This is a genomic window from Halomonas sp. 3D7M (genome assembly GCF_014897885.1).
In the GTDB taxonomy this organism is placed as follows: Bacteria; Pseudomonadota; Gammaproteobacteria; order Pseudomonadales; family Halomonadaceae; genus Vreelandella.
In genome coordinates this window covers 9,806-14,609 of record NZ_JABUZF010000267.1, presented here as the reverse complement: position 1 = coordinate 14,609, position 4,804 = coordinate 9,806, and the positions used below count along the sequence as shown (strand labels likewise).

Below are 4,804 nucleotides of genomic sequence, written 5' to 3'. Positions count from 1 at the left end.
GTAGCCGCTAGAAGCACCAATCACCAGCACCTTTTTAGGGCCTTGGCTTTTATCTAAACCACGCGCACGGGTCGCTTCGATCTGTTCCAGAACGTTTTGCTCGCAGCCTTTAGGGTGAGTGGTGGTGCAGATAAAACCACGCACTTTTGGTTTAATGATCACATTGGACCCCTTTATCAGATTGATGTCGCTATCAGCATGGCAGTGCCATTACCGTGTGGGGGTATTCTAGCGGTCTAGACGCGCCCTGTCCGCTCTTGAGCTTCTTCGCCATTCACGGCAGGATAGCGACCAGACAACTCCTTGCCGACGAGACCCTGATGAACGCACAGCAGCTAGTCGATGAACGCGGCGACCTATGGCTTGCTCTTGCGCCGCTATGGCTGGACCGTGAGCCAAGCGAGCGTGACTACGCCCATATGATTGAGATGATCGAACAGCATGACATGTCACTGAAAGAGCTAGAGTGGATGTTCCGCTTAGAGCTTGCTCCAGTGATGGCAAGGCACCAGCTGTCAATTGCCAGTGAATGGCGAAAATTCGATGACTATACGCTGATGAAGCAGTTGGTAAGCCACAACCTGCGTCTGAAAGGCTGGCGGCGCAAAAGTTGGGCGCTGTTTTCTGGGTTAACCACGATGATGGTTCGTCATCGCTGGGTAGAGTTAATGCAGCGCCTAATGGTTACCCGCGGCGAGCACTAACCATTCACCTTGCGCTTTACTCTTTATCAAGAGCGGCTTCCAGCGCAAGCCGCAGTGACAGGCCATGATCGTTGGGAGCAAACCGTGCGATTACCCTGCCATCGCGTCCCACCAAGAACTTGGTAAAATTCCACTTGATCACTTTGGTGCCTAACACGCCCGGTGCTTCTTGTTTAAGCACCACAAACAGCGGATGGGCGTTTGGGCCATTCACTGATACTTTTTCCATGAGTGGAAAGCTGACGCCAAACTGCTGTTCGCCGAAGATACAGAAAGCCTCTGCACTCTCCGGCGACTGCTTACCAAACTGGTTACAGGGGAAACCAAGCACCGTAAAACCACGGTCTCGGTAGCGCTGGTACAAACTTTCCAGTTCTCTTAACTGCGGGGTAAAGCCACACTTACTGGCCACATTAACGACCAACAACACCTGCCCGCGCAGCGCCCGCAAGTTAAATGGCTTGCCTTGATGGGTATAACAATCCTGCTCATAAATCATCATCGCAAGGCCCCCTAAATGACTCCACCAGCATAGGCTTTACCATGCCACGGCATTGGCAGTTACACCAGTGCGGCTTATCAACTAATCGGCCCTGCGACAACGCGCAGCGCCAGTGCAATCAGTAGCACCCCGGTGATTCGATTAATCCAGTGGGCATGGCGCTGGAGCCAAGGTAATACGCGAGAGTGTGAAAGCCCTACTGCTACTAACACATACCATCCCCCATCAATAATAATCGCAGTTGCGACGATAATTGCCTTGGCAAGGACACTCATTTCAGGCGTCACGAACTGACTTAATAGCGCCACAAAGAAAATGATCAACTTGGGATTACCCAGCGCCACCAGCACCCCTTCCTTGGCAGCTTGGCGTGGCGTTGTCACTGCGGCATCCGGGGATAGCGCTCCACCTCTGCCCGCCCGTAGTGCTTTTATCCCAAGCCAAGCTAAATAGGCCGCCCCACACCATGTCACTAGTTGAAATAAATCTGGATGGCGCACAATAAGCGCACCTAAGCCCCACACGGTGAGCAACGCATAAAACCCGACGCCCAGCGCATGAAAAATCGCCGCCGTCATGCCGGGTAAGCGACCACCTCCTAGCGTATGGCGCAGTACCAGTGCCAGACTAGGTCCTGGTGACATCGCCCCCATGGCGCAGATGGCGGCCAGCGATAGCCAGAGTGACAACGGCATTTTTCTCTCCTTGAAAGACAACAATGTAGGTTGGCTGAGTATACGACAGTCGCACAAGCGTTTAGCGAATAAATCTATCCCCTTAAATAACGCTGTTAGCATGGTACGCTGTTGGGTAAAATTTTCCCCTTTTTGAAAACGATGACGCCTGCTATGCAGGCGGTTCATGGCTAATAAAGGACTTCAATATGGGTAGGGCGTTTCAAAACCGTAAGGAATCCATGGCCAAAACGGCCGCTGCGAAAACCAAGGTTTACAGCAAGTATGGACGTGAAATTTACGTCTGCGCTAAAGCAGGCGGCACAGATCCAAACGGTAACCTTGCGCTACGCGGTTTAATGGAGCGTGCTAAGAAAGATCAGGTACCGTCTCACGTTATCGATAAAGCCTTGGATAAAGCGAGCGGCGCAGGCGGCGAAGACTTTTCACCCGCGCGCTATGAAGGCTTTGGTCCCGGTAACGTAATGGTGATCGTCGACTGTTTGACCGACAACCCCAATCGCACCTTTGGTGATGTGCGCGGCTGCTTTACCAAAACGAAAAGCAAAATTGGCACTCCCGGTAGCGTTAGTCACATGTTTGATCACTGCGCGATTTTTTCGTTTGCGGGCAGTGATGAAGAAGCAGTACTTGAAGCACTCATGGAAGCCGATGTCGACGTTACCGACATTGAGCAGGAAGAGGAACGGATCACGGTTTTTGCGCCGCATACCGATTACGCTAAAGCCAAACAAGCGCTGTTGGATGCTTTCGGTGAGATTGATTTCGAAGTAGACGAAATCCAATTCTTACCACAAACCCCCACGCCCATCGACGGCGATGACGTGGTGATGTTTGAGAAACTACTGGGCATGCTCGAAGAGCTGGACGATGTTCAGAATGTTTTCCACAGTGCCGAACTACCGGAAGCAACGGCTTAAACCGTCATTCGGTTAGCCCCCTTATGGTCGTCGACACCTATGTCGTCGGCGACCGCAGGTCGTAGTCATTGACTAGCGGCGCCCTGTGAGTCCAAGGCTGCATCAGGCGGTAACAACGCCGGAGTAACGCCCGCTGCACTTAGTACTTGTTTACCGCGCACGGTCAAATCAGTGATAAACAAAAACTGCTGCCGTGGATCCACCGGATAAGCGCGAATACGGTAATGCGTGCCCCAAGGTTTCTCCTCCGCTACGACAATAATCGGCTTATCAAACTTAAGGTAAGCACTGGTTAACGCGACGTCTCGTAACGCTTTACGCACCCAGCCAGCTTCGTGCTCCGGGTGAAGATAAAAACTTGCCACGCACTGAAGACTAACGTCGCCATTGTTAGCGTTATAAATAGCGGAATCCCAAAGTTTAAGATGAGGCACCGCCACCAAATCATCGTCGGGCGTTACTATTTCTACTGTGCGCATGCCAACGTGCTTTACTTCGCCGTAAGTCCCTTCAATGTTGACCCAATCCCCTGGCCGATAGGGCAATTCAACGGCAGATACTACTCCGGCAATCAAGCTACTTACGTAATCTTTTAGGGCAAAGCCAATCGCTAGGCCAATGGCCCCCAGCAGCGTTACCATATTGCGTAATGAAGGCTCAATAACGATAGGTACAGCCACAGCCAGTGCGGTAATTAAAATCAATAACCGGGTGAGTGGCACCAGCGCAAATACTCTAAACCGCACTTGGCCATGCAAGCGATTGGCTAACCAGTTCAATCCTCTCTGGCTGACAATAATCAATAGCACCGTACTCGCTAGAATGACTCCTAAGGTAATCAGCGCTTGACTATCAATATCATTAAACAGCTTGGCGTACTGCTCTTGATCGTCCATATCAGCTCCTAAAGCGGGTCAACTAGATAGTTTCGCGATTCCAGCAGTTGTCGCACGCTTGCGTAGCTTAATGGGGCGACTTGCCAGCGCCCTTGATGGCAACGGAGAATTCCCTGGCGAGCAAGTGCTAACCGTGCGTTTAGCGCTTCATGACTCGAGAATGGCAGCACATACCCTAACGCTTGATCCTCTAGTCCCCCATGAATGAGCAGTGTATGCAGCAACAGCGTTGCCACATCCCCCGTATCCGACGCTAACTCCGCTTCCGCCAACGCATCCAATAGCCATAGCTCTTTTGAAGACTCTTTTGACGGCTCTTTTGGCTGCCCTTCAGACTGCTCTTGTGAACGGCCACTATCCCCATTTCCCGCCGGTTCGCGCAGTCGCTCTCGCCAGTAGTGCCAAGCAATACCTAAATGCCCTCGACAATGGGCTGCTAGACGTTGCAACTCTTTATAGGAACGCTCACCATCAGCGCTATCTTCACTAACGTCAGCAAGAATCGGCTGCCCCGTACGGGAGCTATACACCGTCGGGCGGACGCCACCATCACCCGCCAACTGGGCAAAATAGTGTGCCAGCTGCTCACCCTCTAATGCCTGCAGGGTAACCACAGGTACGCCTTCCAACCCCACCGCATGCTGCAAATAAGCATACGTCCAGCTATCACAACCAATCACGCCCTGCCCCAAACGACCACTTAACGCCCGCTCTAACAATTCACGGACGCCCTGCAGTCCTTGGGTATGGCGTAAAAAATGCCGCTCTAAGGCGGGAATTACCCACTGACGCTGGGAACCACAGCGCTCGACCCATTCTAGGCAACCCTCTGTGAGCTCGTTGAGGGTGGGTGCAGATATGCAATTGACGCCCTGCTGCTGCGCCCAATGGCTAACGACAGCTGCGTGGCCACCATGAGGTGGCGAAATAAACAACACGACTGGCGCATCAACATACCCTTCCGTTACTTGGCTGAGAGCACGAGCCGCCGGTGTCCAATCAATAGCAGGCACCCAGTGCGAAAGTGCGACTTCAGATAACTTACGCAGCTCACTCTCTTCTTTTGCTTGGTGTTCGGAGGCTTCTC

The 4,804-nt window shown here is 52.4% G+C and carries 6 protein-coding genes and 1 pseudogene; 2 read left to right on the top strand and 5 right to left on the bottom strand.

Features of this window, described 5'->3' with window-relative positions:
* Positions 1-162 (bottom strand): annotated as a pseudogene (locus INT22_RS21435) (bifunctional NADH-specific enoyl-ACP reductase/trans-2-enoyl-CoA reductase); the annotation flags it as partial.
* Positions 163-320: 158 nt separating this feature from the next.
* Here INT22_RS21435 and INT22_RS17855 point away from each other — a divergent pair.
* Positions 321-704 carry a DUF7079 family protein gene (locus INT22_RS17855; RefSeq protein ID WP_193068666.1) on the top strand — a complete coding sequence of 128 codons (384 nt, stop codon included), beginning with the start codon at positions 321-323 and terminating at the stop codon, positions 702-704.
* Between the two features lie 16 nt (positions 705-720).
* Here the strand turns inward: INT22_RS17855 and INT22_RS17850 are convergent, their stop codons facing one another.
* On the bottom strand, positions 721-1,206 hold the full coding sequence (locus INT22_RS17850; RefSeq protein ID WP_193068665.1) for a glutathione peroxidase: 486 nt from the start codon (positions 1,204-1,206) through the stop codon (positions 721-723).
* A gap of 77 nt (positions 1,207-1,283) precedes the next feature.
* Positions 1,284-1,901 (bottom strand): LysE family translocator, encoded by a 618-nt coding sequence (locus INT22_RS17845; protein ID WP_051626348.1) that lies wholly within the window; start codon positions 1,899-1,901, stop codon positions 1,284-1,286.
* 188 nt (positions 1,902-2,089) lie between these two features.
* On the opposite strand from INT22_RS17845, the gene INT22_RS17840 reads away from it, so the two are divergent.
* On the top strand, positions 2,090-2,821 hold the full coding sequence (locus INT22_RS17840; RefSeq protein ID WP_038477348.1) for a YebC/PmpR family DNA-binding transcriptional regulator: 732 nt from the start codon (positions 2,090-2,092) through the stop codon (positions 2,819-2,821).
* A gap of 65 nt (positions 2,822-2,886) precedes the next feature.
* On the opposite strand, the gene INT22_RS17835 is transcribed toward INT22_RS17840, so the two are convergent.
* Complete coding sequence (locus INT22_RS17835; protein ID WP_089039529.1) at positions 2,887-3,717, bottom strand: mechanosensitive ion channel family protein; 831 nt, start codon at positions 3,715-3,717, stop codon at positions 2,887-2,889.
* Between the two features lie 8 nt (positions 3,718-3,725).
* The coding region (locus tag INT22_RS17830) for a hypothetical protein (RefSeq protein WP_226912873.1) at positions 3,726-4,804 on the bottom strand (1,079 nt) is incomplete at its 5' end.